Origin of the sequence: Candidatus Enterovibrio altilux (assembly GCF_002381345.1) — a bacterium.
Lineage (GTDB): Bacteria > Pseudomonadota > Gammaproteobacteria > Enterobacterales > Vibrionaceae > Enterovibrio > Enterovibrio altilux.
Map to the genome: position 1 here is coordinate 1,000,995 of NZ_CP020660.1, position 26,496 is coordinate 1,027,490.

Annotated in this window: 18 protein-coding genes and 7 pseudogenes; 9 read left to right on the plus strand and 16 right to left on the minus strand. The window is 37.5% G+C overall.

From position 1 onward, the window contains the following. Nucleotides 1-28 precede the first annotated feature (28 nt). From BTN50_RS11040 to epmB, 3 genes and pseudogenes are all read right to left on the minus strand, one after another. Nucleotides 29-345: pseudogene (locus BTN50_RS11040) on the minus strand (transposase); the annotation flags it as partial. A gap of 128 nt (nt 346-473) precedes the next feature. After that, entirely contained in the window at nt 474-2,315 is a 1,842-nt protein-coding gene (gene ilvD, locus BTN50_RS04245; RefSeq protein ID WP_096619142.1) for a dihydroxy-acid dehydratase, read from the minus strand. 149 nt (nt 2,316-2,464) lie between these two features. Then, nucleotides 2,465-3,487 carry an EF-P beta-lysylation protein EpmB gene (epmB, locus tag BTN50_RS04250; protein WP_096619143.1) on the minus strand — a complete coding sequence of 341 codons (1,023 nt, stop codon included), beginning with the start codon at nt 3,485-3,487 and terminating at the stop codon, nt 2,465-2,467. A gap of 34 nt (nt 3,488-3,521) precedes the next feature. On the opposite strand from epmB, the gene efp reads away from it, so the two are divergent. Together efp and BTN50_RS04260 are read left to right on the plus strand one after the other, a co-directional pair. Next, the gene (gene efp, locus BTN50_RS04255) at nt 3,522-4,088 is read left to right on the plus strand and encodes an elongation factor P (RefSeq protein WP_096619144.1); all 567 of its coding nucleotides are present in this window, start codon (nt 3,522-3,524) and stop codon (nt 4,086-4,088) included. A gap of 849 nt (nt 4,089-4,937) precedes the next feature. Then, a pseudogene (locus BTN50_RS04260) lies at nt 4,938-5,856 on the plus strand (IS5 family transposase). A gap of 56 nt (nt 5,857-5,912) precedes the next feature. On the opposite strand, the pseudogene BTN50_RS11045 reads toward BTN50_RS04260, so the two are convergent. Then, nucleotides 5,913-6,017, minus strand: a pseudogene (locus BTN50_RS11045) (IS5/IS1182 family transposase); the annotation flags it as partial. A gap of 963 nt (nt 6,018-6,980) precedes the next feature. Here BTN50_RS11045 and yihA point away from each other — a divergent pair. Beyond that, nucleotides 6,981-7,616 carry a ribosome biogenesis GTP-binding protein YihA/YsxC gene (gene yihA, locus BTN50_RS04265; protein WP_096619145.1) on the plus strand — a complete coding sequence of 212 codons (636 nt, stop codon included), beginning with the start codon at nt 6,981-6,983 and terminating at the stop codon, nt 7,614-7,616. 363 nt (nt 7,617-7,979) lie between these two features. Here the strand turns inward: yihA and rpoH are convergent, their stop codons facing one another. The 4 genes and pseudogenes from rpoH to ftsY all read right to left on the minus strand — a co-directional run. Further along, the gene (rpoH, locus tag BTN50_RS04270) at nt 7,980-8,837 is read right to left on the minus strand and encodes an RNA polymerase sigma factor RpoH (protein ID WP_096619146.1); all 858 of its coding nucleotides are present in this window, start codon (nt 8,835-8,837) and stop codon (nt 7,980-7,982) included. A 138-nt stretch (nt 8,838-8,975) separates the two neighbouring features. Next, nucleotides 8,976-9,884 carry a permease-like cell division protein FtsX gene (gene ftsX / locus BTN50_RS04275; protein ID WP_096619147.1) on the minus strand — a complete coding sequence of 303 codons (909 nt, stop codon included), beginning with the start codon at nt 9,882-9,884 and terminating at the stop codon, nt 8,976-8,978. After that, entirely contained in the window at nt 9,877-10,545 is a 669-nt protein-coding gene (gene ftsE, locus BTN50_RS04280; RefSeq protein ID WP_096619148.1) for a cell division ATP-binding protein FtsE, read from the minus strand. The genes ftsX and ftsE overlap by 8 nt, the downstream gene beginning before the upstream one ends. A gap of 5 nt (nt 10,546-10,550) precedes the next feature. Further along, nucleotides 10,551-11,474 (minus strand): annotated as a pseudogene (gene ftsY / locus BTN50_RS04285) (signal recognition particle-docking protein FtsY); the annotation flags it as partial. A 408-nt stretch (nt 11,475-11,882) separates the two neighbouring features. On the opposite strand from ftsY, the gene rsmD reads away from it, so the two are divergent. Continuing rightward, complete coding sequence (gene rsmD / locus BTN50_RS04290; RefSeq protein WP_096619150.1) at nt 11,883-12,518, plus strand: 16S rRNA (guanine(966)-N(2))-methyltransferase RsmD; 636 nt, start codon at nt 11,883-11,885, stop codon at nt 12,516-12,518. A 232-nt stretch (nt 12,519-12,750) separates the two neighbouring features. On the opposite strand, the pseudogene BTN50_RS11050 reads toward rsmD, so the two are convergent. Then, nucleotides 12,751-12,928: pseudogene (locus BTN50_RS11050) on the minus strand (IS5/IS1182 family transposase); the annotation flags it as partial. Between the two features lie 131 nt (nt 12,929-13,059). Between BTN50_RS11050 and BTN50_RS04295 the strand changes: the two are divergent. The 5 genes and pseudogenes from BTN50_RS04295 (at nt 13,060) to BTN50_RS04315 (ending at nt 19,103) form a co-directional block, all read left to right on the plus strand. Then, a pseudogene (locus BTN50_RS04295) lies at nt 13,060-13,933 on the plus strand (IS5 family transposase). A gap of 216 nt (nt 13,934-14,149) precedes the next feature. Next, complete coding sequence (gene ubiK, locus BTN50_RS04300; protein ID WP_096619151.1) at nt 14,150-14,410, plus strand: ubiquinone biosynthesis accessory factor UbiK; 261 nt, start codon at nt 14,150-14,152, stop codon at nt 14,408-14,410. A gap of 122 nt (nt 14,411-14,532) precedes the next feature. Beyond that, the gene (gene glyQ / locus BTN50_RS04305) at nt 14,533-15,450 is read left to right on the plus strand and encodes a glycine--tRNA ligase subunit alpha (protein ID WP_096619152.1); all 918 of its coding nucleotides are present in this window, start codon (nt 14,533-14,535) and stop codon (nt 15,448-15,450) included. Between the two features lies 1 nt (nt 15,451). Next, nucleotides 15,452-17,533 (plus strand): glycine--tRNA ligase subunit beta, encoded by a 2,082-nt coding sequence (gene glyS / locus BTN50_RS04310; RefSeq protein WP_096619153.1) that lies wholly within the window; start codon nt 15,452-15,454, stop codon nt 17,531-17,533. Nucleotides 17,534-18,731: 1,198 nt separating this feature from the next. Beyond that, nucleotides 18,732-19,103 (plus strand): helix-turn-helix transcriptional regulator, encoded by a 372-nt coding sequence (locus BTN50_RS04315; protein ID WP_096619154.1) that lies wholly within the window; start codon nt 18,732-18,734, stop codon nt 19,101-19,103. A 132-nt stretch (nt 19,104-19,235) separates the two neighbouring features. Here the strand turns inward: BTN50_RS04315 and BTN50_RS04320 are convergent. The 7 genes and pseudogenes from BTN50_RS04320 to atpF form a co-directional block, all read right to left on the minus strand. Beyond that, nucleotides 19,236-20,092: pseudogene (locus tag BTN50_RS04320) on the minus strand (IS5 family transposase). Between the two features lie 1,032 nt (nt 20,093-21,124). Further along, on the minus strand, nt 21,125-21,541 hold the full coding sequence (locus BTN50_RS04325) for a F0F1 ATP synthase subunit epsilon (RefSeq protein ID WP_096619155.1): 417 nt from the start codon (nt 21,539-21,541) through the stop codon (nt 21,125-21,127). Nucleotides 21,542-21,565: 24 nt separating this feature from the next. Continuing rightward, nucleotides 21,566-22,969 (minus strand): F0F1 ATP synthase subunit beta, encoded by a 1,404-nt coding sequence (atpD, locus tag BTN50_RS04330; RefSeq protein ID WP_096619156.1) that lies wholly within the window; start codon nt 22,967-22,969, stop codon nt 21,566-21,568. Between the two features lie 34 nt (nt 22,970-23,003). Continuing rightward, on the minus strand, nt 23,004-23,870 hold the full coding sequence (gene atpG / locus BTN50_RS04335; RefSeq protein ID WP_096619157.1) for a F0F1 ATP synthase subunit gamma: 867 nt from the start codon (nt 23,868-23,870) through the stop codon (nt 23,004-23,006). A 47-nt stretch (nt 23,871-23,917) separates the two neighbouring features. Continuing rightward, nucleotides 23,918-25,459, minus strand: a complete 1,542-nt coding sequence (atpA, locus tag BTN50_RS04340) for a F0F1 ATP synthase subunit alpha (protein WP_096619158.1) — start codon at nt 25,457-25,459, stop codon at nt 23,918-23,920. A gap of 16 nt (nt 25,460-25,475) precedes the next feature. Continuing rightward, nucleotides 25,476-26,009, minus strand: coding sequence for a F0F1 ATP synthase subunit delta (gene atpH, locus BTN50_RS04345; protein WP_096619159.1), 534 nt, complete (start codon nt 26,007-26,009; stop codon nt 25,476-25,478). 14 nt (nt 26,010-26,023) lie between these two features. Continuing rightward, entirely contained in the window at nt 26,024-26,494 is a 471-nt protein-coding gene (gene atpF / locus BTN50_RS04350) for a F0F1 ATP synthase subunit B (protein ID WP_096619160.1), read from the minus strand. Nucleotides 26,495-26,496 lie beyond the last annotated feature (2 nt).

Sequence of the window (26,496 nt, forward strand, 5' to 3'; positions counted from 1 at the left end):
ATTGTACGAATAATCTTATTCTCAATATTGCTCCTTTTCTTGGTGGGATAAGTGGAACCGCTTGTTTAATAAAAATAGCTTCGTAATATTGTCTGATGTCGTAAACATTATCAGCTGATATTTCATTGGTTTGGAGGCGGGTCTGTTTGAGCAAGTTAAGTAACACTCAGCATCAGTCACATTTAATACACTTAACTTAGCAGCAATAATTGTATGCGTATTTATATCTACCACTAAAGATAATTTACACCAAACTCATCATTTCCTACCAGTGGCATGCTTTTTTACTTGTAATCTGCCTTCACCGTAGGTTCTGAGCCCCGTAGAATCAATGGCTAAGTACTGGGTGATGATCTTATAGCTTCAGTTGAATTGTATTACCCAACCCCTGTAAAATACGCGTAATATTTTGCATAAATACTTAGTATTGCTGAGTGAAATGTGCTCTTGCAGCTTGTGGGTCTGTGTCAAAATTAATCCTTTAACTTGCTTTTATCACGTACAGCGCCTTTGTCTGCACTGGTGGCCAAGCTAGCATACGCTTTCAGGGCGAGGGATACGACACGCTCACGTGAAACAGGTTTCCAACCTCGTATATCAGCCTGAATACGACGCATAGCAAGTTCTTCGTCATCCACTTTTAATACAATCGAACGGTTAGGGATGTCAATGATAATGATGTCTCCTTGTTGAACTAAACCAATAATACCACCACTAGCCGCTTCTGGTGAAATATGACCAATAGATAAACCACTGGTTCCACCAGAAAAACGACCATCAGTGATCAATGCACAGGCTTTACCTAATCCCATGGATTTGAGGTAAGTGGTAGGGTATAACATTTCCTGCATACCAGGACCTCCTTTAGGGCCTTCAAAGCGAATAACCACTACTTCGCCAGTTCTTACTGCACCAGACAAAATTCCATCGACGGCATCTTCTTGAGCCTCAAACACATGTGCTGGACCGTGGAAAACAAGGCTATCTGTGTCAACACCAGCAGTTTTAACTATACAGCCATTTAGAGCAAGGTTGCCACTTAAAACAGCCAGACCGCCATCTTGGCTAAAGGCATTTTCACGTGTACGGATACAACCATTTTTACGGTCCTTATCTAGTGTATCCCAGCGACAGTTTTGTGAAAAAGCTTTGGTCGTACGAATACCAGCTGGACCCGCACGAAAAAAAGTTTGTACATCTTCATCTTCAGTCACCATTATGTCGTATTGTATAATGGTGTCTGCCATGGGTTGACCTAATACAGTAGGAACATTGGTATGCAGAAGGTGTGCTCGCGCTAATTCGCCCAAGATACCGATAATACCGCCAGCTCGGTGTACATCCTCCATGTGGTATTGCTGAGTCGATGGTGACACTTTACAGAGATAAGGAACGCGACGAGATATGCGATCAATATCATGCATATTAAAATTAATTTCACCTTCTTGAGCTGCAGCTATTAAGTGCAAAACCGTATTACTCGACCCTCCCATAGCAATATCTACCGCTGTGGCATTCTCGAAAGATAATCTACTGGCAATATTACGTGGTAAGGCAGAAACATCATTTTGTTCATAATAACGCTTCGTTAATTCAACAATAAGTTGGCCTGCTTTAAAAAATAGCTTTTCGCGGTCGACATGAGTGGCCAACATTGAACCATTGCCAGGTAGACTAAGACCAAGTGCTTCGGTCAAACAATTCATGGAATTCGCGGTAAACATACCTGAGCATGAACCACAGGTTGGACATGCTGAACGTTCAATTTGCTTGCTTTGCTCATCAGAAACTTTGGCATTCGCGCCTTGGATAATGGCATCAACCAGATCCAATTTTAAAATTTGATCGGAAAGTTTTATTTTACCTGCTTCCATTGGTCCGCCAGACGCAAAGATTACAGGAATATTAATACGCATGGCTGCCATCAGCATGCCAGGGGTTATTTTATCGCAGTTTGAGATGCATACCATGGCATCGACACAGTGTGCATTTATCATATATTCAACAGAATCGGCAATGAGTTCACGTGAAGGTAGGCTGTACAGCATGCCTCCATGACCCATAGCAATACCATCATCAACCGCTATGGTATTGAATTCTTTTGCAATACCTCCCGTTTTTTCAATCACTCGTGCAACCAATTGGCCTATATCTTTTAAGTGAATATGACCTGGAACGAATTGAGTGAATGAATTAACCACTGCTATGATTGGTTTACCAAAATCTTCATCTTTAACACCTGTTGCACGCCAAAGAGCACGCGCTCCAGCCATATTACGGCCATGAGTAGTGGTGGCTGAACGGTATTTAGGCATTTTTTATCCTTCAATACAGTGTATTTGGCTTATCCATAGACTGGAATATTTAAGTGAGCCTGGTTATTTAGAACGTAAATCAATAATTTAGTTTCTTGATTTAGGGAACTACATAAGATAATTAAGAATATATGTTATTTTTGTGCTACTTATTCTAAATGTAAGTCTAATGGGGTTTTACTGTTTCTGCCGCCAATTTCACGCATTAATCGAGGGACAACATACCCAGAAACTTCTTGTATCAATCTAGCCATTAAGACTCTAGCTTCTTCATCTTCCACCAAAAAATGTGCTGCACCTTTTACCTTATCCAAGACATGCAAGTAATAAGGCAGGATGCCCGCATCAAATAAAGTATTACTTAATTTTTTCAACGCATCTACGGAATCATTGATGCCACGAAGCAGCACACTTTGGTTTAGTAGCGTGACATCTATTTGTTTGAGTTTTGCCATTGCCCCCCTCAACTCTTCATTAATTTCATTAGCATGGTTGATATGAGTCACCAGTACGACATTCAATCTCGAAGAACCTAGTATGTGAATAAGTGCTGACGTCACACGTGAAGGTATGACGACAGGTAAGCGGCTATGTATACGAAGGCGGGTTACATGTGATACTTCTTCGATAGCATCTATTAGCCATTCAAGCTCATGGTCTTTTGCCATCAACGGGTCACCGCCAGAGAGGATAACTTCATCTATCTCGAGATGTTTATGTAAGTAATTGATTGCTTCGCGCCAAATTTTTTTATTCCCTTTATTATATTGATAAGGAAAGTGACGACGAAAACAATAACGACAGTTAATAGCGCAACCACCTTTCACTATGATGAGCACCCTATTTTTGTATTTGTGTAGTAGACCCGCAAGTGAATTACTTTGCTCCTCGAGCGGATCTGTGCTGAAATTCTTCGTGTTTTCAAACTCGTTTACCACGGGTAGTACTTGGCGCAGCAGTGGGTCATTAGGATTTCCTTTTTCCATTCTATCGATAAAACTCTGTGGCACACGTTGTGCAAATAAGACTTGAGCAGAAAAACCGGACGTCCATTGCGAAGGTTCTATATCAAGTTGTTGTAGAAGCATTCTAGGATCTGAGACAGAATTTCCCAACTCTTTAAGCCAGTTTTGCTCAACAGACGAGGTGTCTCGAGTTATTATGTACGACATTTATGATAACTTCGCTGATGTTAAGAGGATAAATATGGCATTTTTTAGCACTAATGAGTTCCATGGTGGAATGAAAATTATGCTTGATAATGAGCCTTGTGTCATTATCGAAAACGAATTTGTTAAGCCTGGTAAAGGCCAAGCTTTCAATCGCATTAAAATTCGTAAGTTACTTTCAGGCAAAGTTCTGGAGAAGACTTTCAAATCGGGTGAAACAGTGGAAGCTGCTGACGTTATGGAGTGCGCGTTAGATTACTTGTATTCTGATGGCGCATTCTGGCACTTCATGGACGCAGAATCTTTTGAACAAATTGATGCTGATGAAAAAGCTGTTGGCGATAATATTAAGTGGTTGAAAGAAAACGATCGTTGCACTTTGACACTATGGAACGGTAATCCAATAGCAGTTACCCCACCAAACTTTGTTGAACTGAAAATTATAACAACTGATCCTGGTCTCAGAGGTGATACAGCAGGTACTGGCGGTAAGCCTGCAATTCTGGTCACCGGGGCTGTGGTTCGTGTTCCTCTATTCATCCAGGTTGGCGAAGTAATCAAAGTAGATACTCGTTCTGGAGAATACGTAAGCCGCGTAAAGTAATTATGCAACAATAAAAAAGGCCATATTGATGGCCTTTTTTATTCTTAGGGTGGAAAAAGGGGGGATACGTTTTATCTATTAGCTACGCAGGAAATCTTCGGCTCACATTCCCCAATCATTTCTTCTTTCTCTGTTGTTTGTGTACGCTGTGTAAGCTGAAAATTTTTTACATTAATACCGTGCAATATCATCTCATTTTTGCCGGTGATAACGAGCCTAAACTCTACCTGTGCACAGGTAAGGTCAACAATAATACTTACCTTACAGTTACGTCTTCATTAAATTAAACGCGAGTATTACCTTCCAATAACAATTAACGTACTACATGAACCTAATGTTTGCCACGTCAGCTCACCACCGCGACAACTTTCTTTATTACTACTTGCATTTTTAACGGGCTCATGGACCACTATATCCTATTAAACATAGTACTTGGTTTCCTACTTCAAATTCAGATAACAAATTTCAAAATGATTAATTATTAGAGACTCGCTTTAGTTGTAGGGTACATTTAGCTCTGTTAGCTTATTTAATGCCTTGATCATGGCTTAGGTTTCGTTAATCTGAATTGTGTGTTCCTTTAGGTCCTCTGTCCTTCCCAGTAATTTTTTTGACTCGAAACATTGACGTCTTTGGTAGGTAATGTTTATGGTAATAATACTTCATTTTCCAATGCTGATTTGAACCATCTAACTACTTGTAACTGACCATTAAATTACGCGGATCATCTCATTTAATACGGACGGGTTCGTAGCATTGTCTGATATTGTAAATTTTGCTTCCTAAATCAGGGAACTAAGTCATTAATCTACGCTCTAAACAGCTAGGCTGGCTTAAATATTCAAACCTATGAACAAGCTTCTCTACAAAACAACTAATTGGAACCAGCATAATGAAGCTTTAGTTAATCGTAGCTAACTAATAGTCTGGATTTATGAAGAAGCCATTCAGCTATTGCATCAAACTAAGCGAGGTAATTAGGGCAGACCTCATTTATTTAGTAACTTAGTCATGACGACAGCTTTCATGGTGACATGCATATTTTTAATGTCACTGAGAGGTCAGCAAGCATTCATTAATTTTGTTTGCCAGCTTGCTCAACTGTCGTTGTCATACCCTCACTATTCATGCATTAGCAAGCAAACCAAAATGGTTAACGTCACGTTCAAAACGAAAATAAAGAAACCATCCAGCACTTAGCCATTAAGTCTGCAGAGCTCAAAATCTACGGTGAAAGAGAATGGAAAATAAAAAAGCATGGCACTGATGGGAAACGGCTAGTCTGGCGCCAGTTACATTTAGCGATAGATATAAATACACATGCAATTATTGCTGCTGCGTTAAATGCATCAAATGTGACTGACGGTAAAGTACTACTAACTTGCTGAAACAGATCTGTCAAAAAATGAATGAAATACCAACCTATAATACTTACGACATCAGACCATGTTACGAAACCATGCGGATTAAGCGAGCGGTTCCACTCACCCCACCAAGAAAAGAAGCACTTTTTAGTAACACTGTCATTCACGTAATTTATCGGTCAGCTACCAGAAATTATACGATTCCAATCAACATTGAAAAACTAGGTATAACTACCATAAACGTTGCCCTATCAGAGGCGGGCAAGGTTTCGAATTAAAAAATTTTTAGATGAACATTGAGCTTAAGAGATCACAATGCCTAAATTAGCGAAACTTACGCTATGATCAAAGCATTACATAAGCTGACCAGATTAAGTATACCTAAAATAAAAGCGCTTGTTTAATCGTTAATCATATTAGTATTTGCTCTCTGAACTCGAATTAGCCAATAAATCCTGGTTAAGTCGCCACATAAACGAGGTCTTTCATTATTGACCTGCTTAGTTTGATTCCATAGCTGAATAATTTCTGCATCAATCCAGAATGTTAGTGAACCACTATTGATTAAAGATTGATTACACTGTTTTTAATTAATTGTTTTGTAGCGAAGTCTCTACATAGACCTGAATATTTCAGTGAATCTAGCTGTTTAGAGTGTTGCTTAAAAATTTAGCTCCCTAATTTAGAAAATAAAGCTGATTACCATCAATATTTTTTAGCAGAAACAGCACTGTTTTTAGTTAAAGAATTACCGGTAAAGACATTTAGCCTAAGGGAACATACAGCTCAGATTAGCGAAACTTGCATCATGATAAAAGCATTACATACGTTAATAACGATTAAGTATATCTAACACAAAAGAGAATGCCTAATAGTAAATCATGTTAAGATTTGCTATCTAAACTTGAATTAAAAGGCAAAAGTGGTGTCATAAGCGAAAAGCATGATACTTCATTAATGTTCAGCCAAGTCTGTTTGAGCAAGGTAAGTAGCACTGCTACCGTCAGTAATAATTTGATGCGTTTCACTCAGCTACAATTATTTCATTTGCATTTATATCTACCGCTAAATGTAACTTGCGCTAAACTCACCATATACCATTAGTGTCACGCTTTTTTATTTTTTATTCGCCGTCATCGTAGACTGTTGACCCCATAAGATCAATGGCTCAACTACGAAATAAACGAATTTTTTATGATTATCCTGCTTAGTTTAATTCCATAGCTTAATAACTTTTTCATCAATTCAGAATGTTAATTAACCACACTTAATTAGAGTTTGATTATATTACTTTCAGTTAGTTCTTGTGTAGCGAAGCTTGCTTATAAACTTAAATATTTAAGTGAACATAGCTGTTTAGAGAGTAGATTAATAATTTAATTCTCTCATTTAGGAAACAAAGTCAATATCACGATATACACGCATGTCATAATGGTATTATTATCGAGTCAAAACTAAGCATGATTATTCTACATTATTTCATATAAAAATAATCAGTTAACTACATACAGTCAAAACGGAGTTAACAGTGAATTTTGCACTTAACTATCGTAACACCCACTTTATTACCAGTGCACCTGACATACACGCCCTGCCTACTGATACCGGGATCGAAATTGCCTTTGCTGGCAGATCGAACGCTGGCAAATCAAGCTCTATTAATAGGCTATGCGATCATAAGAGTCTGGTAAAGGTGAGTAAAACACCTGGCCGTACACAATTAATTAACCTTTTTAAAGTGGATGAGGGATTTCACATCGTTGACTTACCTGGATATGGTTTCGCTCAAGTACCTTTGAAAGTAAAGTTAAAATGGCAACAATCACTGGGAAAATATTTGCAAAAACGTGATCAACTCAAAGGCTTGGTAGTGTTAATGGACATTCGTCACCCACTTAAAGATCTCGATCAGCAATTAATTTTTTGGGCAGTAAATAGCAAGTTACCTGTACTTGTCTTGCTAACTAAATGCGACAAGTTAAAAAAAGGTGCATATAAGGCGAAGTTGGTTAAAGTACGTGAAGCCTCTAAAGACTTTGGTGGTGATGTTGAAGTCGAGCTCTATTCATCACTAAAAGGCATTGGGGTAAATAAACTTTTCAAAAAACTTAATGGCTGGTATTCCCCATACCATGAAAACAGTGTTAATACAGACGTAAAATAAGAGACTTTGTTTAGTTTGGCTTCCTAAATCAAAGTAATTCATTATAAATTCACGCTCTAAACAGCTAAGTTCACTCAAATATTCAGAGTCTATGCATAAGTTTCACTACAACACAACTAATAAAATACAGCATAATCAAGCTTTAATCAATCATAGCTCGCTAATTTTTTGAGGTCATGAAAAGGCTATTTAGCCATAAAATTAAACTAAGCTGGGTAATCATGGGAGACTTCGTTTATTTAAAAACTTAGCCATTACGGCGGTCCTCATGGTTAAATGATTATTTTCAATACCATTGAGTGATCTTCAACGATTCATGAATCCTGTTTTTAAACTTGCTCAATAGCAAATGCAGAATTACGCTTAAAAAATGTCACCTACTGCTTCTTTCAACTTACGCATTGCATTTTTTTCCAACTGACGAATACGTTCAGCTGATACGTCATAATATTCCGCAAGCGCTTGTAAAGTCACTTTATTGTCATCTAGCCAACGAGAACGAATTATATACTGGCTTCGCTCGTCTAACCCTAATATCGCATTCGAAAGTCTATGGTTAGCATGATGTTCCCAGTTTGCAGACTCTAGATTCATAGCGACATCTGACGCTTTATCTTCCAGATAGAAGACTGGTGCTACAGATCCTTCACGATCATCGTCATCATTGCCGACATCAAAGCCTGCATCTTGCGCTGCAAGACGACTTTCCATTTCCCGCACTTCTGCAGTACCTACACCAAGGTGTTCGGCAACCATTTTAACTTCTTCTGCATTAAACCAACCAAGACGCTTTTTTGCCTTACGCAGGTTGAAAAATAATTTACGCTGCGCCTTAGTGGTAGCAACTTTCACAATACGCCAGTTACGTAGAACATATTCATGAATTTCTGCTTTGACCCAATGCACGGCAAAAGACACTAAACGAACACCCACTTCTGGATTGAAACGTTTAACCGCCTTCATCAATCCAATATTACCTTCTTGTACTAAGTCAGCAACAGGTAAACCATAGCCAGCATAACCACGAGCAATATGAACAACAAATCTCAGATGAGAAAGAATGAGACTTTTCGCCGCATTCAGATCTCCAGCGTAATGAAGTCGTTCTGCAAACACACGTTCTTCATCAGGTGATAACATTGGATAACTATTTACCTGTTGTAGGTAGCTATCTAGGCTATCCTTTGAGATCGGGACTATTGCATACGACTCAGTTATCATTCTCATTTCTTCCCAAATATATCGAATATATATGAACCAGTTTCAACTTTATCATACTCTACTTAAAATCAACAAAATTCCAACTCCAGTAGAATAACGTTACTATTGTAACTACTATTATTTCTAAAATTTCAATTTTTATATGGGTTCAATCTCACGTAAATATTTGCTTACTGCCAATCGCGCGGCAAATAATCCTATAAAACCAGTGACCATCAATAAAATAAGACTTTCATCCATCCGCAAACCGTATAAGCAAAAACTACTATTATACAATGTAGCTAATTTTGTCACCACCGTGTTTAAAAGCAGGCCATTGATTAGTGTCACCACCCAAGCAACCAATGCACCTGCAAGTGCCAACCATACGCCAGTGTACAAATAAGGTCGAATTATGTAACTATCCGTTGCGCCAACTAGCTTTAAGACTTGAATTACCGCTTTTTGGTTCAACACCTGCAAACGCAGAGTATTACCAATGATCAAAAATACCCCTATTAACATTAAACTAGCAAATACCAAAGTTAAGGTTAACACCAAGGATTTAATCGCTACCATACGTTGCAACCAATCGCTATCGAAACGGACTTCCTCCACTAATGATTCAGCAAGAAGCTTAGCGGCAAGCACTCTAGTAAGAACTACATCATCATTAGTTGCAGTTACCACAATGACCGAAGGCAACGGATTGCTGTCTAATAAACTGATGGCTTCATCTAACCCTTGAATTTGCTTCAGTTGAGTAAGACCTTCATCAGGAGAAATAAATGCCGCACTGTCAATACCTTCCCATTGCGAGAGCTTATTATAGAACGAGTCAATGGCCGAATCAGAAGCATCTTGGTTCATATACACAGTGAGTTGGTTTTGAACTCGCCATGCTTCAGCCATCATCATGACATTTTTGACCAGCATAAATAATGTCGTTGGTAGCGCGAGTGAAAATGCAAGTGCCAACACCGTAAGCATATTACCCAAAGGCCTGTTGAGTAGATCGCGAAATGCTTGACCACCCTGCTGCTTGTGTAACGCAATGAAGTTAGTCATGTAGAGGCACCTCAAATAAATGTCCGCCATTCAAATCAAAACGACGCATGTCATAGCGATACAGCAAAGATGTATCGTTTGTGGCCATTAATACTGTTACCCCAGCCTGATTAAACTGACAGAATAACTCCATAATTTGTGCCGACAATGTGATATCACAGTTACCTGATGACTCATCTGAAAGCAGTACTTGTGGCTGGTTCACTACCGCACGAGCAATGCCAACTCTCTGCTGTTCACCGCCAGATAGTTGAGTCGGAAAGCATGCAATTTTATCGAGTATACCTACTCTATCTAGCGCTACCGATACACGCTTTTTTACATGAAATTCATCGGCTTGCTCTATGCGAAGTGGCAAAGCCACATTGTCAAACACACTGCGATCCGTCAAAAGTTGATAATCTTGAAAAATTATTCCAATGTGGCGGCGTAAAAAAGGTATTTCTTTACGATTCATTTTGGTGATATCGTGACCATTAAACAAAATTTGCCCATCATTTGGTCGTTCTATTGCACAGAGCAACTTCAGCAAAGTACTTTTCCCAGCACCTGAATGACCAGTCAGAAACGCCATATCACCTTTTGGTAGATGAAAGTTTACTTTTTGTAATGCTTGCTGCCCACCACTGTAAACTTTGCTTACCTGCTGAAATTGAATCATGCTGGTCAATCCTCCTGACTGAATAGAGCTTCTATAAAGTCTGCAGCTACGAAGGGGCTTAAATCGTCAATCTCTTCTCCCACCCCAATGTAACGCAGTGGAATATTAAACTGCTTGGCCACCGCAAAAATTATCCCTCCTTTCGCTGTACCATCAAGCTTAGTTAAGGTAATACCAGACAAAGGTGCTATGTCATTAAACAAACGGGTTTGACTAATGGCATTCTGACCCGTGCCTGCGTCAATAATCAGCATAGTTTCATGCGGTGCATTCGGATCGAGCTTCTTCATCACGCGAACAATTTTTCCCAATTCTTCCATTAAATTCACTTTATTTTGCAAACGACCAGCAGTATCTGCAATCACGACATTAATCTTTCGTGCTTTTGCTGCCTCAATTGCATCATAGATAACAGAGGCACTGTCTGCTCCAGTATGTTGAGCAATAACAGGAATATTATTACGATCGCCCCACACTTGGAGCTGCTCTACTGCAGCTGCACGGAAAGTATCACCTGCAGCCAACATCACGGATTTACCTTGTTGCTGGAATTGTTTTGCCAACTTACCGATGGTCGTAGTTTTACCTACACCATTAACGCCAACTATCAAAATAACAAATGGGTCATTACTACACTGCGCTTTTAATGGTTTTTCAACTGTACTTAAGATCTCTTTCATTTCCTGCTTAAGTAAACCGTATAAAATTGCACCATTTTTAAGATCATGATTCTTTGTTTTAACAATTAGGCTTCTGATTATTTGAGTGGTGGTATCCATACCAACGTCTGCAATAAGCAGTTGTTCTTCCAGTTCTTGAAACAGAGTATCATCAATTTTTTTGCCACTACATAAACGAAAGAAACTCGTACCAATATTGAGCTTGGTTTTTTGAAGACCACTCTTCAAACGTACCAAAAAACTTTCTTTTTTTTGTTTTTTTTGTTCTATTTTTACTGCTTTAGTCGACACATCTTCAGTTTCTAAACGAGCATCTTTCTCTACTTGAAGCTGTTTTTCTTGGTCATTTTTCTTGCCACCGGAACACAGCCAGAACATAAATTCACGTTTCTTTTTTTCTACCATTGACAAATCCTATAGTATAGTTGGTACAATCAACACAATCATAGTGAACTAATAAAAGACGATTCATACCACGTATATAAATGCAGGGCGATCATTAAGTATTAATGCATTTTTTAAAGCAGAGTGATATCAACGAAAGTAGCCGGTATCATTAATTATTAACCATTAAGTAGCTAACTTATAAATTGCAGAGGAGACACTGATCGTTACCTAATCAACATATACTAACACCTTTTAACGGACCAAAATTTTATGGTCATACGTAATCCTAAAAATTTTGCAACACGGAACACGAGAACATGTAAAAATTCATCACTGTCAGTCGGTAATGGCTCCGGTTTTATTCGTATAATTAGTGGTAAATGGCGAGGTCGCAAACTGCCTGTAAAAAATATTGAAGGCCTACGACCCACAACTAATCGTATAAAGGAAACAGTGTTTAACTGGCTGGCAACCAATCTCTATCAAGCGAAGTGTTTGGATGTATTTGCCGGTAGTGGTGGCCTAGGTTTGGAAGCTTTGTCTCGCAATGCAGAGCATGTCACCCTCTTAGAACTAAACACAGAGGCTGCTGAACAAATAAAATTAAATATCAACACGTTAAAAGCAGATAATGCCATGGTTTTGAATACTGATGCGCTGACTTATTTATCACAGCCAGGCCAAGCTTTTAATGTGACGTTTATTGATCCGCCATTTAGAAAAAAGCTACTCAACGATGCTATTTCACAATTAGAGCAGAACGGTTGGCTAAGTCAAAATGCATTAATTTATGTTGAAGCGGAAAAAGAACTTAGTAACATTAATGTACCAATGCATTGGGAGATGCTTCAAGAAAAATACGCCGGACAAGTAAATTTTCGATTATATCAAAGAAAAGAGAAATGATAGCATTCATATTATGAACACAAGTCTATATTGAATCCATTTGATTAATATTGATCATCAATATATGTAATCCACTTATGGACATTGCAAATATAGCTCTATCTATATTTGTGTAGCATTGTAGATTCTATATTTTTTAAAATTTATGACCACACTATATACGATGCAAAATTTTTAATCCATAATCATATTTTTTAATTCTAGTTCAGAGAGTAAATTCCAATATGATGAGCTATAAGATAATCCCTTTAGTATTAGGCATATTTAGCCTTGTCAGCTTATTTAACGCTTTTATCATGCTGTAAGTTTCATTAATCTGAGTTGTGTGATCCCTTAGGCTCAATGTCCCTCCCAGTAGTTTTTTTAACTCGAACCATTGCTTTCTCTGCTAAAAAATATTTGTAGTAACCGGCTTTATTTCCTCAAAAAGAGAACTAAATTTTCACTCAACATTCTAAACAATTAGGCTCACTTAAATATTCAGGTTTATAAAAAATCTTTGCTACAAAACAACTAAATAGAAAAAGTATAATCAGCTTTCATCAATCGTGGCTCACTAACACTCTGGATTAATGAAAAAGTCATTCCGCTATGGAATTAAACTAAGCCAGGTAAACGTGGGAGACCTCGTTTATTTCGCAATTTAGCCATTCCAATGGCCGCATGGTTAAATGCATATTTTAATACCATTGAGAGGTCTGCAAGGATTCATTAATCCTATTGTAAAATTTATTTAATTGCCATTGGCATGCCCTCACGATTATTTATTCATTCGCAAGCGAGCCAAAACAGCTAACGTCTCGTTCAAGACGAAGAATGAAGAATAAAGAAAGCATCCAGCATTTAGCCATTGATTCTACGGGGTTCAAAGTCTACAGTGAAGAAAAATGGAAAGTAAAAAGCATAGTGCTGATGAGGAAACAATGAACCCGGAGCAATGACATGTAGAAGTAGATATAAATGCGCATGAAGTCATTGCTACTGAATTAAGTGCATCAAATATGACTGACAGTGAAATGCTATCTAAATTATGCAAATAGACTCTTCGCAAAACTAATGAAATATTAGCCGATGGTACTTATGACACCAGAGCATGCTACGAAACCGTTTATATTAAACGAGCGGTTTCACGCATTCCACCAAGTGAAGGAACAACTTTTTGGGAACGAGGTCATCCGTGTAAATTAGCGGTCAATAATCAGAAGCTATAAGGTTCAGATCAGCATTGGAAAATAAAGTATGGCTATCATAAAAATTCTTTGTCAAAAACAGCAATATTTTGAGCGAAACAACTATTCAGAGGAAAATTTAACCTAAGAGATTATAGCGCACAGATTGACGAAATTTACGCCAAGATAAAAGCATTAAATAAGCTGACAGATCTCAGCCTATCTACAATAACAGAAAGAATTTAATCGTGAATTGCGTTGAAATTTATTATTTGAACTCAAATGAAGCAATAAAGCCGGTGAAATATTATAAAAATAAATTTATTTACAGTTAGTCTTGACCATCAACTTAAAATAACCCGTATTATTTTGGTGAATTTTTTATCAAATACTATCACAATAGTATTTTCACAATAATCTGCAGACTGTTGAGAATCACATCATGAAGATAAGGAGATGCGCATGTTCGATCCAAAGAAGCTAGAACAAGTTGTTAAGCAAATTCAGGAGTGCATGCCGCAATCAGTAAAAGACCTAGGAAATGATGTGGATCAAAAAGTTCGTGAAGTAATCCAATCTCAATTAACAAAACTGGATGTAGTAAGCCGCGAAGAATTTGATATTCATACACAAGTTCTTTTTTGTACTCGTCAAAAACTGAACGAAATGGCACTTAAATTTGCTGAATTGGAAAAAAATATAAATAATAAATCTAATTTTTAATGAATATGGTATTTCAACTACTTAAAATTTAAGAGTCTTACTAAAGCAATACTGTTTATCGTACAGCTAACGCGTTATAATCTATATGTGATTTCCCATCCATAGATCGCGCGAACCTAATGATGCAGAAATTTAATGTAAAAACTTTTCAGGGCATGATCCTCGCGCTGCAGGATTACTGGGCCAAGCAAGGTTGTACCATAGTGCAACCTCTCGACATGGAAGTAGGTGCTGGCACCTCTCATCCAATGACTTGTTTACGTGCAATTGGCCCTGAGCCAATTGCTGCAGCTTATGTTCAACCTTCACGCCGTCCAACTGATGGTCGATATGGCAAAAATCCGAACCGCCTTCAACATTACTATCAGTTTCAAACCATAATGAAGCCGTCTCCAGACAATATTCAGGAACTGTATCTTGATTCATTACGTGTATTGTGCATTGATCTAGAGGTGCATGATGTTCGATTCGTTGAAGATAACTGGGAGAACCCAACATTAGCCGCCTGGGGTCTAGGTTGGGAAATTTGGTTAAACGGAATGGAAATAACACAATTAACATACTTCCAACAGGTTGGTGGTCTTGAGTGTAAGCCAGTTACCGGAGAGATCACTTACGGTATTGAACGTCTTGCTATGTACATTCAAAGCGTTGATTCTGTATATGACTTAGTGTGGTCAGATGGTCCATTAGGTAAAATAACCTATGGAGACATTTTCCACCAAAATGAAGCCGACCAATCCACTTATAACTTTGAACATGCTGATATAAATTTTTTATTTATTTATTTTGAGCAGTGTGAGAAAGAATGTTGGCATCTTCTTGCTCTTGAAAAGCCACTCCCACTACCAGCTTATGAACGTATTTTAAAAGCAAGTCATACATTCAATCTACTAGACGCACGTAAAGCTATCTCAATGACTGAGCGTCAACGTTACATCCTGCGTATTAGTAATTTAACTAAAGCAGTTGCAAAAGTCTATTATACTTCTCGAGAAACATTAGGCTTTCCGATGCTAAAAAAGGGTGAAAATAAGTAAAATGGTAAAAAATTTTTTGATTGAATTAGGCACAGAAGAATTGCCACCAATACGACTTCGCACTTTTGCTGAAGCATTTTCTGCGAACTTTGAAAAAGAATTAAAAAATGCTAAATTAATGCATAAAGAAATTACTTGGTATGCAACACCTCGACGTCTTGCATTAAAAGTTGCAGAGCTTGCTGAACAACAAGCCAATAAGCTGATTGATAAATATGGACCAGCTATCGCAGTGGCATTTAATGCTAATGGTAATCCAACAAAAGCAGCTCAAAGCTGGGCACATAGTAATGGTATTACTCTTGAACAAGCTAACCGTATAGTAACAAATAAAGGAGAACGGCTTTTTTATAAACATGAAGTTAAAGGTCAAAATGCAAATGATATCATTGTAGCACTGGCTGACAAAGCACTGACTACCCTGCCAATAGCTAAACCTATGCGTTGGGGTGATAAAGACACCCAATTCATCCGTCCGGTAAAAACACTTACTATTTTGATGGGTGACGAGTTAATTGAAGGCACCATCATGAGTGTATCATCATCACGGATCATTCGTGGTCACCGCTTTATGGGTGAAGCAGAATTCACCATCGATAATGCAGATCAATATCCAGCCATTTTAGAAGAACGCGGCAAAGTTATAGCAGATTACGAGGCACGTAAAGCCATCATTCTTACTGGCGCTAAAAAAGCAGCAGAGTTGATTGGCGGCATAGCTGACTTAGACGACGATTTAGTAGAAGAAGTCACTTCCTTAGTTGAATGGCCAGTAGTGTTAACCGGAACCTTCGAAGAAAAATTTTTAAAAATTCCAACAGAAGCCTTAGTTTATACTATGAAAAGGGACCAAAAATACTTTCCTGTTTACAGAGAAAACAAACAACTTCTACCAAATTTTATTTTTGTCTCTAATATCGAATCAAAAGAGCCTAAACATATTATCGAAGGTAACGAGAAGGTCATTCGTCCTCGTTTAGCAGATGCGGAATTTTTCTTCAATACTGATCGTACGTTCCCTTTAATAAATTTTCTTCCACAACTAGAAACCGCTATTTTTCAAAAAGATCTTGGTACCCTCAAAAACAAAACAGACCGTATTACTGAGCTTGCTGGCTACATTGCAGACAAAATCGGCACTGACATAAAAAAAGTAAAACGTGCAGGTCTATTAGCAAAGTGTGATTTAATGACTTCTATGGTCTTTGAGTTTACTGAAACTCAAGGCAGTATGGGCATGCACTATGCACGCCATGATGGCGAAGCAGAAGAAGTAGCAATTGCTCTTAACGAGCAATACATGCCTCGTTTTGCGGGCGATAGTCTACCAAGTCACGGGATCTCTTCAGCTATAGCACTGGCGGATAAAATTGATACTATAGTTGGACTTTTTGGCATTGGCGAAGCACCAAAAGGTTCCGATCCATTCGCACTGCGCCGCGCATCACTAGGTGTACTACGTATTATCATAGAATACGGTTATGACTTAGATCTAGCAGATTTGATTCCTAAATCTAAATCTTTTTTTACCCTTAAAGATGGCACTAGCCGCTTGACTAATAATAACGTAGTAACAGATGTTATTCAATTCATGTTAGGTCGTTTTCGGGCGTGGTACCAAGATAAAGGATACAGTATAGATGTTATTCAGGCGGTGCTTGCACGTCACTTAACTCAACCAGCTGACTTAGATCAACGTATTAAGGCAGTGACTTATTTTCGTTCACTTGATACAGCAAATTCATTAGCTGCTGCTAACAAACGTGTAGGAAATATACTTAATAAATTTAAAGGCCAACTACCAGTTACTATTGATACAACCCTTTTGGTTGAAGACGCAGAAAAAGTACTAGCAAATAAAGTGATTGCTTTAGTTAATAACTTAGTTCCATTGTTTGCTGTTAGCGATTATAAAACCGCATTGACGCAATTAGCAGATCTTTATGAACCAGTCGATATTTTTTTCAAGAACGTTATGGTCATGACGGATGATGAAGCACTTAAAGCTAACCGTTTAGCATTACTCAATATATTACATAGCCAGTTTTTGAACGTTGCAGATATTTCTCTGCTTCATAAATAATCTTAATTACTCGCATTGATGAAACTTTCTTTATTTTTCATAATTTTATTTCACGTGGAACATGCACATCATCCGTCGATACTCTATAGAACAGCTAAATTCACTTAAATATTTAGGTTCCTGAGTAAGTTCCACTACAATACAGCGAACCAAAATTTGTATAATCAAGTTTTAAGTAATCACAGTTAGTTAACACTATGAATCAATTAATAAGTTATTCAGTTATAAAATTAAATGCAGCAGAATAATCGTATAAAATTTTATTTATGTAATGAGTTAGCCATTACGATCACTCTCCTGGTCAAACGAGTTTTGGTAATACAGTTGCGCAGCCGGCAAAGATGTATCAATTCTATTTTTACTTTTGATCAACTGCTGTTGTTATGAATTTTATTTCCTAATTTGAGTTCAAATAACCAGCGCAAATATATTCATATTCAAACGATCACTCTAATATTTTCAAGTTGATTGCACATAAAAGCTATACGCATGAAATATTAGGTTAATTCACCACTTGTAATTTTGACAAGAACCAACCTTATGCACTGATGATACAATACTGACTGCAGAAATGCTGGATCACTTACATATATTGCAGTTAAGTGAGAGCAATAGTCATTTATACAATAAAAAAATTTTTTGATTTGAACTTAAATACAGAAATAAATTACTTAGCACCCATGAAGAGCCATGCTTATTTACTTCAAAGACTTTTATTGCTTCCTGTACAAAAATCAAGACAACGTTATAGAACGTTGATACATAACACTCGAAAGAAATCATATACACTCATATTATTAATAAAAAAACTCAATAATTTGCTCCTTTATTCTTGCCTGATATATTATATATGTGTATTCAAGTTTAATAATTTCAAATTTTCATTACTTTTTAAATGAATAAAAATAATATTTAATGTCCACAGTGATTAAAATAATCACCATAAAACAATAAATATTTTTTACAGTTGCTATTTGCAATGTACAAAAAATTTATATTTTGCATTGTGCAAATTATTTTGCAGTAATAATTAGATATGTCCTCTAGAAAGATCAATACTACGCTATTTTATTTATATACTTTATTGATTTTACTTCTATTATATCCTGTCGAAGCAATTGGCGTGTATTGTGCACATTATAGCTAAATCAGCAAAAACATCACTAAAACTATATATCGTAGGGAGTAAAGGTGAAATATGATCGATTCAAAATCACAGGTAGCACAACGTATTAAAGAAGCGCGTGAGTGGAAAAGGATTACTCAGGTGAATATGGCGAAATTGCTAGAAGTAGCGCGTCAAACATATTTAGATATCGAAACCGGTAAAACTGAACCACGTATTCGTATTTTATCTGAAATTGCCGAAATAACAGAACGCCCATTGGTATGGTTTGTTTATGGCGATAGAGGCGTAACATTACATGATGTACAATATAAGCAGGATGTCAATCGACTACTAGAGTATTTTTCTAAACTGCCTCATGAAGCACGTATAGCCATCTTAAATCAAAGCGTAAACATGGCTTCTTTTTTAGTTAATTATTCAAAATATGCTCAAAGAAGTTAAGCACTTACTTATTCAGTAGGGCTAAAGTTATACTTTATCTTTCAAAACAGTTATTTTATGAATTTTTATGATAAATCTTGCCCTTTGTTTCCTAATGCACGTTCAGAGAGCAAATCCCCACATGATTCACTATTAAACTAGTGCTTCCGTTTTAGGCATACTGAGCCCTGTAAGCTTATTTCATAGTGAAAATTACGTTAATTTGGGCATTGTAATCCCTCCGATTCACTGTTTTTTCAAGTAGTTTTTTAACTTAAAATATTACCGTTCCTAATAGGGAATCTTTATGGGAACCATACTTCGTTTTGCAACGATAATTTGAATGATATAATTCTTAGTAATTAATCGCTCAATTACGCAAATAATCTCGCTCCCCAAAAATAAAACCTTTTCTTGGTGGGATGAGTGGAACCGTTCGTTTAATACGAATGATTGCGTAACACTGTCTAGCATCGCAAGCACGATCGCATTATATTTCATTACTTTTTTGGTTAGTCTGTTTGAGCAAGTTAGGTAGCACTGCACCATCAATCACATTTGATAACCCTAGCCCAGCAGCAATGATTGCGTGCATATTTATGTCTATTGCTAAATGTAACTTATCCATACTCCCCGCTTCCCATAAATGCCATACTTTTTTACTTGCCATTAACTTTCACCGCGGACTTTTTAGTCTTGTCTAATTAATAGATAAGTGCTGGATGGTTCCTCTAGTCTTCGTATTGAATGTGATGTTCATTATTTTAACTCGCTTGCTGACACATGGATAGCGAAAGCATGACAACGGCAGTTAAGCAAGTTTAAAAAACAGAATTAATACATCCTTGCAGACTTATTAATAATATTGAAAATACACCTTTGACCATAAGAGGCATTATAATAACTAAGTTGTTAAATACACTAGGTTTCCCATTATTGGCTTACTTAGTTTGGTTCCATAAGTGAATGGCTTCTTCATCAATCCAGAATGTTAGTGAACTACAATTGATTAAAGCTTAATTATACTGTTTTCGGTTAGTTGTTTTGTAGCAAAACTTATTCTTAGACTTAAATATTTAAGTGAACCTAGTTGTTTAAAGCGCAGATTAATCATTTAGTTTCTTTATTTAGGAAATACAGTCAATCATCCGCATAATTTAGCAAGCAGTTATCAGAAGTTACACGACTTAAATTAGCCTTGAAAAATAAAGTACAGTTATCATAAAAGTGCTCTACCAAATACGACAATGTTTCAAGTTAAAAACTATTGGGAAAAACATTACGCCTAAGAAATTACGATATTCAAATTAACTAAATCTATGCAATGAGAAAAGCATTAAATAAGCTTACAAAGCCAAGTATGTCTAAAAAAACAAGCAATAGTGTAACAGCACATCATGTTGCAATTTGCTATCTGAACTCGAATTAAGCAACAAAGCCGTTCAAGGACTGTAAATCTTTTCGTAGGATACATACAGCTGAAAAAATTTAATTAATCCATTCAATGAACACTCAGGTATCTAATCAGAGGTATGAATTTTAATGACAGATCCGATAATAACTTTTTCTTAAACCTCCACGGTTGTACTGGATCTATGATTAATATTCCTTACCTTTGAGATGTAGCACACGATAAGCTCAACTATTAGTTTTTTGTCTATTGATGAGGCTACTTATTCTTAAAATAGAGCCTGTTCATCTTTGGCATCAGGCAAAATTAACTCAAGTTAATTGCCGATACTTGAAGTTGAGCAATTACAAAATAACCCAATTTTTAAAACTAACCAAACAACCTGCTCATGAAGAAACTCACTTTACTTCATAGTCGCTTCATTCACTTTAAGAATATCTTTCTAAAAATCATTAATATAATAATTTTAGCAACAGTCAGCAGTAATTTTTCATTGTAAAATTTAATATATCAGCAATCTTCTTCCATAGTGTTGAAACCTATTATAGCGTTTATCTAGAATCGTGCCATCATGTAAAATTAGCAGCATCAATCATTAAATTTTATTCTAAGTTTACCTATGCAATTTATATTATTTTTTCATTATCTTAATAATTCGTAGCTGAGCAATTGCTTTTGCCAAATCATTAGATGCCTGAGTAAAGTCTATATCATCATGTTTATTGAGGATATGCTCTTCAGCACAGCGCTTAGCTTCTTCTGCTTTCGCTTGATCCAAATCAACACCACGGATTGCAGTATCTGTCAGTACGGTGACCGTGCTAGGTTGCACTTCTAGCATACCACCAGAAAGATAAATAACCTCTTCATGTCCCTGCTGTTTAGTAATGCGGATCATGCCTGGTGCAATTGCGGTCAGTAGCGGAGTATGATTAGGAAGTATACCTAGCTCACCTTCACTACCAGTTACCTGAATAGCTTCAGCACGTCCAGAAAACAATTGTTTCTCTGCGCTTACTACATCCAGATGAAAAGTTATAGCAGCCATGTCTCCTCCAACTCCTAATAATCATTACAAATTTTTTGCTTTTTCAAGTACTTTTTTAATTCCACCACAATACAGGAATGCCTGTTCAGGGATATCGTCATACTCTCCATTCATAAGACTTTTAAAGCCAATAATGGTTTCTTTCAATGGAACGTAAACACCTGATTGACCTGTAAAAACTTCAGCTACATGATAAGGCTGAGTCAAAAAACGTTCAATTTTACGCGCACGTGATACTACAATCTTATCTGCTTCTGACAGTTCATCCATACCTAAAATAGCAATGATGTCTTTTAGTTCTTTATAACGCTGCAGAACTGACTGAACGTCACGAGCTACATCATAATGCTCTTGACCAATAATAAGAGGATCAAGATGGCGAGAAGTTGAATCCAATGGGTCGATCGCAGGATACAAACCTAGTGATGCAATGTTACGTGATAATACAACCGTTGCATCCAAATGAGCAAATGTTGTAGCAGGTGATGGATCAGTCAAATCATCTGCCGGTACGTATACAGCCTGAACTGACGTAATAGAACCAGAACTAGTTGATGTAATACGTTCTTGCAATACACCCATTTCTTCAGCTAACGTAGGCTGATAACCTACCGCTGATGGCATACGTCCTAATAGTGCAGAGACTTCAGTACCCGCAAGTGTGTATCGATAAATATTATCTATAAATAATAGTACATCACGACCTTCGTCACGAAAATGCTCAGCCATAGTTAGACCAGTGAGTGCAACCCGCAAACGGTTACCAGGCGGCTCATTCATTTGACCGTAAACCATGGCTACTTTTGATTCCGCAGGCTTCTCAACGTTAACAACACCAGCTTCCTGCATTTCATAATAAAAATCGTTGCCTTCACGAGTGCGCTCACCAACACCGGCAAATACAGACAAACCAGAATGTTGAAGGGCTATATTGTTGATAAGTTCCATCATATTGACGGTTTTACCTACACCAGCACCACCAAAAAGACCTATTTTACCACCTTTGGCAAATGGACAAATCAGATCGATAACCTTAACACCAGTTTCCAGCAATTCAGTTGAACTCGCTTGATCTTTATAACTGGGTGCAGGGCGATGAATAGCATAACGCTCTTGTTCACCTATCTTACCACGCCCATCAATTGCATCACCCAGAACGTTCATAATCCGTCCCAATGTCGCAGTACCTACGGGTACTTCAATACATTTACCAGTATTTTTTACAATCAATCCACGGCGCAAACCATCTGATGACCCCATAGCAATGGTACGTACTACACCACCACCAAGTTGTTGCTGTACTTCCAGTACCAAACAGTCACTTTCACGTTTAACTTCAAGAACATCGTATATCTGAGGTACCGAATACTGCGGAAATTCTACGTCAACGACTGCACCGATGATCTGTATGATCTTACCTGTAGTCATCGTAATTCCTTTAAACTAGTTTGTAAATCTCTACCTACACTGCAGCTGCACCGGAAATAATTTCCGAAAGTTCTTGAGTAATTGCCATCTGACGAGCTTTATTATACACCTGTTGTAGATTATCAATAAAATCTCCAGCATTATCAGTCGCAGACTTCATCGCCACCATCCGTGCAGATTGTTCGCAAGCCAGATTCTCTACCACACCTTGGTATACTTGTGATTCAACATAACGCACCAATAAAGTATCCAACAAAGGTTCTGGTTCTGGCTCATAAATATAATCCCAAGAATGGTTGCGCTGCATCTCTTCATCTTTCGATTTAGGTAAAGGTAACAGTTGCTCTACTACTGGTTCTTGACTCATGGTGTTTACAAACTGGTTGTATACTAGATATAAGCGATCTAGTTGATCTTTATCGTATTTTTTCAACATAATTCCAACCGTTCCGATTATGTCTTCCAAACATGAACGATCCCCAAAACCAGATGTTTGTGCTGAAACTTTACCACCATAGTTATTAAAAAATGCCGCAGCTTTAGCACCAACCAGTGCCATATCAATTTTAATGCCTTGTTGATTCCAACGTTGCATATCTTGAATAGCCTTTTTGAATATATTAATATTCAAACCTCCACACAAACCACGGTCGGATGACACAATAATATAACCGACTCGTTTAGCTTGCCTTTCTGTCAGATATGGATGACGGTACTCAAGTTTACCAAGGGTAATATGACCAATCACTTTACGCATTGTAACAGCATATGGACGTGATGCTTCCATGGCATTTTGCGAACGACGCATCTTGGATGCAGCAACCATTTCCATTGCTTTAGTGATCTTTTGCGTGTTTTTTATACTTCCAATTTTATTACGAATTTCTCTTATTCCGGCCATCATGACTCTCCGTTTTTAAAAGTCCATTACAGCAGTTTTCTTACGCATTACCAGATTTGGGTTGTTTTAAAATTTTCCATAAGCTTAGTCAGCTTAGCGACGATTTCACTGTTGAAATCACCAGTTTCGTCTATTTCGGCTACAAGTTCAGCGTGTTGGGACTTAGCGTATGACAACAGAGCAGCTTCAAAAGCGCTAATTTTATCAATTGCAACGTCAATTAAATAACCTTTTTCTGCGGCAAAAATGACCATCGATTGTTTAAAAACAGACATGGGTGCATATTGTTTTTGCTTCATTAGCTCAGTCACTTTTTGACCATGATTTAGTTGCTTTTTTGTTGCATCGTCAAGGTCTGATGAAAATTGAGCGAATGCAGCAAGTTCACGGTATTGAGCCAGTGCAGTACGAATACCTCCTGAAAGTTTCTTCATAATTTTAGTTTGAGCGGAGCCACCTACGCGTGACACTGAAATCCCTGGATCAACAGCAGGGCGAATACCAGCACTGAACAGTTCAGACTGCAAAAAAATTTGACCATCAGTTATTGAAATCACGTTAGTTGGCACAAATGCAGAGACATCACCAGCTTGGGTCTCAATGATTGGTAGCGCAGTTAGAGAACCAGTTTTACCTTTTACCTCACCATTGGTGAATTTTTCAACGTAATCTATATTCACATGCGCAGCACGTTCAAGCAAACGAGAGTGAAGATAAAAAACATCGCCTGGATATGCTTCACGGCCTGGTGGACGACGTAGCAACAATGAGATCTGACGATAAGCAACAGCTTGTTTAGAAAGATCATCATAAACAATCAACGCGTCTTCACCACGATCACGAAAATACTCACCCATGGAACAGCCAGAGTAAGGCGCCAAATATTGAAGGGCTGCTGCTTCTGAAGCAGATGCAACAACAACAATCGTATTCTTCAGTGCATCGTGTTCTTTAAGTTTACGAACTACGTTAAAAATAGTCGAAGCTTTTTGCCCTATGGCAACATAAATAGAGTATATACCAGACTTTTTTTGGTTGATAATAGTATCAATTGCTAATGCAGTTTTACCTGTTTGACGGTCACCAATTATTAATTCACGCTGACCACGGCCAATAGGAATCATCGCATCAACTGATTTGTAACCAGTTTGAACGGGTTTATTAACAGATTGACGCGCAATAACACCTGGAGCAATAACTTCAACTGGAGAAAAAAACTCAGTATCAATTGAACCTTTACCGTCAATGGGTTCACCCAAAGTATTAACCACACGTCCAAGTAAAGCTGGACCGACTGGAACTTTTAAAATGCAACCGGTGCCAGTCACTTTCATGCCTTCCTGAAGGTCAGCATAAGGTCCCATGACAACGGCACCTATCGAATCACGCTCCAGATTAAGTGCTAACGCATAGCGGTTGTCCGGTAGTTCAATCATTTCTCCTTGCATAGCATCGTCAAGGCCATGGATATGAATAATACCGTCACTGACTGACACGATAGTACCTTCGTTACGAGCTTCACTAATAACGTTGAATTTTTCAATACGTTCTTTAATTAAATTACTAATTTCCGTGGAATTAAGTTGCATACTAAAATTGCCTACATTAAGACTGCAATGCATTGTTCAATCTGCGGATATATCCGCTTACCGAGTTATCAATAACTAGGTTTTCAGCTCGAATAATAACCCCTGCAATCAAGGTTTCATCTATACTACAGTGCAACTGCACTTGTCGTTCAAGGCGTATTTCTAGCTTGTTTATGATAATATCTAATTGTGTTTGATCTAGCGCAATCGCAGAGAGCACATCAACATCCATTTGATTATCATGTTCATAACGTAACGTTTTAAACTGGGTATACACATTTGGCAACGCGTTTAAGCGACCATTGATAGCCATTACTTTTATCAGGTTTTGGCCAGACTCATTGAGCTGTTCACCGCATACGAAAATAAATATTTCTGCATCCTTTTTCGCTGAATGCATGCTACTGATGTAATGAATGATGGTTTCGTTGCTGGCAACTGCGGCTGCAAAGGCAAGCATTTCTGACCATTTGTCTAACTCACCTTTGTATACTGCAAGATCGAAGACCGCTTTAGCATAAGGACGAGCAATAGTAGTCAGTTCAGACATATTTACCCCTTTTTTTACAGTTTTGTAGTAATTTTTTCAAAAATATCTCGATGAGCATTTGCATCTATTGAACGCTTCAAAATTTTTTCAGCCGCAATAACAGCTAGATATGCAACCTGCTTACGTAAATGATCACGTATATGATTACGTTCAGCTGCCAACTCGGCCTTACCTTGATAAAGGATATTGTCACGTTCAGCTATAGCTGAAGTATGAGCTTCATTCAAAATTTGAACTTTACGTTTATTAGCCTGCTCAATGATTGCAGCAGCAATATGCTTTGCTTCTTTCAATTGATCAGAAGCATTAGCTTTAGCCAAATCTAACTCCTTCACAGCACGTTTAGCGGCCACAAGACCATCAGTTATTAGTTCCTGACGCTTTTCAATTGTTTGCGTCAATGGTGGCCATATATACTTCATGCAGAACCAAACAAAAATGAAAAATACAATTGCCTGACCAAATAAAGTTGCATTTATATTCATAA

What these genes read in the sequence shown, in the direction of transcription:
- ilvD (WP_096619142.1), bottom strand. Translation starts at nt 2,315, where the DNA reads ATGCCTAAATACCGTTCAGCCACCACTACTCATGGCCGTAATATGGCT.
- epmB (WP_096619143.1), bottom strand. Translation starts at nt 3,487, where the DNA reads ATGTCGTACATAATAACTCGAGACACCTCGTCTGTTGAGCAAAACTGG.
- efp (WP_096619144.1), top strand. Translation starts at nt 3,522, where the DNA reads ATGGCATTTTTTAGCACTAATGAGTTCCATGGTGGAATGAAAATTATG.
- rpoH (WP_096619146.1), bottom strand. Translation starts at nt 8,837, where the DNA reads ATGATAACTGAGTCGTATGCAATAGTCCCGATCTCAAAGGATAGCCTA.
- ftsX (WP_096619147.1), bottom strand. Translation starts at nt 9,884, where the DNA reads ATGACTAACTTCATTGCGTTACACAAGCAGCAGGGTGGTCAAGCATTT.
- ftsE (WP_096619148.1), bottom strand. Translation starts at nt 10,545, where the DNA reads ATGATTCAATTTCAGCAGGTAAGCAAAGTTTACAGTGGTGGGCAGCAA.
- rsmD (WP_096619150.1), top strand. Translation starts at nt 11,883, where the DNA reads ATGGTCATACGTAATCCTAAAAATTTTGCAACACGGAACACGAGAACA.
- ubiK (WP_096619151.1), top strand. Translation starts at nt 14,150, where the DNA reads ATGTTCGATCCAAAGAAGCTAGAACAAGTTGTTAAGCAAATTCAGGAG.
- glyQ (WP_096619152.1), top strand. Translation starts at nt 14,533, where the DNA reads ATGCAGAAATTTAATGTAAAAACTTTTCAGGGCATGATCCTCGCGCTG.
- glyS (WP_096619153.1), top strand. Translation starts at nt 15,452, where the DNA reads ATGGTAAAAAATTTTTTGATTGAATTAGGCACAGAAGAATTGCCACCA.
- BTN50_RS04315 (WP_096619154.1), top strand. Translation starts at nt 18,732, where the DNA reads ATGATCGATTCAAAATCACAGGTAGCACAACGTATTAAAGAAGCGCGT.
- BTN50_RS04325 (WP_096619155.1), bottom strand. Translation starts at nt 21,541, where the DNA reads ATGGCTGCTATAACTTTTCATCTGGATGTAGTAAGCGCAGAGAAACAA.
- atpD (WP_096619156.1), bottom strand. Translation starts at nt 22,969, where the DNA reads ATGACTACAGGTAAGATCATACAGATCATCGGTGCAGTCGTTGACGTA.
- atpG (WP_096619157.1), bottom strand. Translation starts at nt 23,870, where the DNA reads ATGGCCGGAATAAGAGAAATTCGTAATAAAATTGGAAGTATAAAAAAC.
- atpA (WP_096619158.1), bottom strand. Translation starts at nt 25,459, where the DNA reads ATGCAACTTAATTCCACGGAAATTAGTAATTTAATTAAAGAACGTATT.
- atpH (WP_096619159.1), bottom strand. Translation starts at nt 26,009, where the DNA reads ATGTCTGAACTGACTACTATTGCTCGTCCTTATGCTAAAGCGGTCTTC.
- atpF (WP_096619160.1), bottom strand. Translation starts at nt 26,494, where the DNA reads ATGAATATAAATGCAACTTTATTTGGTCAGGCAATTGTATTTTTCATT.